Genomic DNA, 2,663 nt, shown 5'->3' on the forward strand with positions numbered 1-2,663 from the left:
GTGAAGTTCGAGGGGATGAAGGACTACGAGGGCGAAGTCAAGATCCGCATGAACACCGAGAACTACGGTGACGTGCTGCCGATCCCCTCCGACCTCTCCATCGCCCAGTTCCCCAACTTCTTCTCCTCGCTGGGCACTTCGGACGAGCTGTCGAAGACCTACCAGTGGACCGACTACGCGACGGTGAACAGCAGGGTCTACGGCATCGCCAACTTCGGCACGGTGACCGGCTTCGTCTACAACAAGAAGGTGTGGGCGGACGCGGGCGTCACGACGTGGCCCAAGACGCCGGAGGAGTTCCTCGCCGACCTGAAGGCCATCAAGGCCAAGGGAGCGGCCACCCCGTACTACACCAACTACCACGACGGCTGGCCGCTGCGGCAGTGGACGGACGCGATCGGCTCGCCGTCCTGCGACGAGGGCGCCAAGGACAGGCTCGCCGACACCGCGCAGCCCTGGGCGGCGGGCGGCGACCTGAACACCATCGACAGCCTGGTGTACTCGATCGTCAGCGAGAAGCTCTCCGAGGACGACCCGACCACCACCAACTGGGACCAGTCGAAGGTGATGCTGGGCACCGGCAAGATTGGCGCGATGTACCTGGGCTCGTGGTCGGTGTCGCAGATGCGCGACGCGGCGGCCAAGGCGGGCGCGAACCCGGACGACATCGGCTACATGCCGTTCCCCTCCACCTCGGGCAAGGCGTGCAGCGTCCTGCAGCCGGACTACAAGTACGCGATCAACAAGCACTCCAAGAACCAGGAGGCCGCGCGGGCCTGGCTGGACTGGTACATCACCAAGTCCGGTGCGGCGCAGGCCGAGCAGGGCATCTCCTCGGTCAAGGGCACCGAACTGCCGTCCACGCTCAAGGCGTTCACCGACAACGGGGTGCAGCTGATCGGGCAGAAGCAGGACAAGTCCGCCACCGTCAAGAAGATCGACAAGGGCGCGGAGATCAACCTGGACGCCCCGGACTACCGGCAGAAGCTCGTCGACATCGCCCGCGGCGCCGCCTCCGGCGACCGGGACGGCTACTTCGCCGAGCTCGACAAGAAGTGGTCCGAGTCCCAGAAGACCGTCAACGGCTGACCGCAGCAGCCCAGTCGACCCAGCAGTCCAGTCGACCCAGCGGCCCAGTCGACCCAGCGGCCCGGCCGGATCCCCTCCGGCCGCGCCGCACCCCTCCAGGGACTTCACGATCCCCCCAGGCGCCACCCCCACCCCACCCGCATGTCCGGAGGACCCGCCGTGAACGACCAGCCCCGCACCACCCGCCGCACCCTGCTCGGCGCGGCCGCCCTCGGCCTCGCCGCCGCCCCGCTGCTCGGCGGCACCGCCTCCGCAGCCGACCAGGAGCGCGGGAACCAGAACGGCTCCGGCAAGGGCCGCGGCCCGTTCGTCACCGCCCGCAACGGCGAACTGCGCCTGGACGGACGGAAGTTCCGCTTCGGTGGCACCAACTGCTACTACCTCCACCAGCAGTCGCACTACATGATCGACGCGGTGCTGAACGACGCCGCCGCGATGGGCCTGACCGTCGTCCGCGCCTGGGCGTTCGCCGACGGCGACGGCCACTCCTACCGGGCCCTGCAGCCCAAGGCGTTCAGCTACGACGAGGCCGCCTTCGACAGCCTCGACTACGCCGTCCAGAAGGCCGGACAGCTCGGCCTGAAGCTCGTCCTCCCGCTGGTCAACAACTGGCCCGACTACGGCGGCATGCAGCAGTACGTGTCCTGGTTCCTCGGCCTGCCCGACGACTCCTACGGCGACGGCACCAACCACGACAAGTTCTACACCGACGCCAACTGCCGCAAGGCGTACCGGGCCTGGGCCAAGCACGTGATCCAGCGCCGCAACCCCCGCACCGGCCTGCGCTACGCCGACGACCCCACCGTCATGGCCTGGGAGCTCGCCAACGAACCGCGCTGCCGCAGCGACAAGTCCGGTGCCACCCTGCTCGGTTGGGCCCGCGAGATGAGCGCCTACGTGAAGTCGCTGGCCCCGCGCCAACTGCTCGCCGTCGGCGACGAAGGCTTCTACGGGCGGGCGGGCGAGGCCGACTACCCGTACTCCGACTACGAGGGCAACGACTGGCTGAAGCTGACCGCGCTGCCCGCCGTCGACTACGGCACCGTGCACGTCTACCCGCAGAACTGGGGCGAGACCAGCGGCAACAAGCCCGGCACCAACGCCACCGAGTGGGGCACCCGCTGGATCACCGACCACCTCGCCGACGGCCGCACGCTCGGAAAGCCCGTCGTCGTCGAGGAGTTCGGCCTGCAGATCGACGCCGGCCGCGACATCGCCGACACCGCCGCCCGGGACGCCGCCTACCGGGCGTGGACCGACGCCGCGCTCGCCTCCGGCGCGGCCGGCGACCAGTTCTGGCTGCTCACCTCTCGCGTCGACGACGGCTCCTACTACCCCGACTACGACGGCCACCGCGTCATGTGGAACAACGACCCGGCCAACCCCACCCGCACCACCGCGCAACTCTTCGCCGCCCACGCGAAGGCGATGACCGCCGCGGTCTGAGCGGAAGAGCCCCGCCAGGGGCTCGGTACGAACGACGAGAGGCGAAACCAGGGGCTCGGGGAACGGCGAGCCCGGCTCTGCTGACGGTGCACTGCCGTGGCGCGCATCGGCTTCCGGTTCCGTTACGG

2 protein-coding genes are annotated in these 2,663 nt (G+C 69.3%); both read left to right on the forward strand.

What is annotated here, in order from left to right; all coding sequences use genetic code 11:
* A partial coding sequence (locus tag ACFUEL_RS38130) for an extracellular solute-binding protein (protein WP_380242570.1) occupies window positions 1-1,089 on the forward strand: 1,089 nt, incomplete at its 5' end.
* Window positions 1,090-1,248: 159 nt separating this feature from the next.
* Window positions 1,249-2,535 carry a cellulase family glycosylhydrolase gene (locus ACFUEL_RS38135; protein WP_380242572.1) on the forward strand — a complete coding sequence of 429 codons (1,287 nt, stop codon included), beginning with the start codon at window positions 1,249-1,251 and terminating at the stop codon, window positions 2,533-2,535.
* Window positions 2,536-2,663 lie beyond the last annotated feature (128 nt).

The sequence above is a fragment of the Kitasatospora sp. NPDC057198 genome, assembly GCF_042670125.1.
In the GTDB taxonomy this organism is placed as follows: domain Bacteria; phylum Actinomycetota; class Actinomycetes; order Streptomycetales; family Streptomycetaceae; genus Kitasatospora.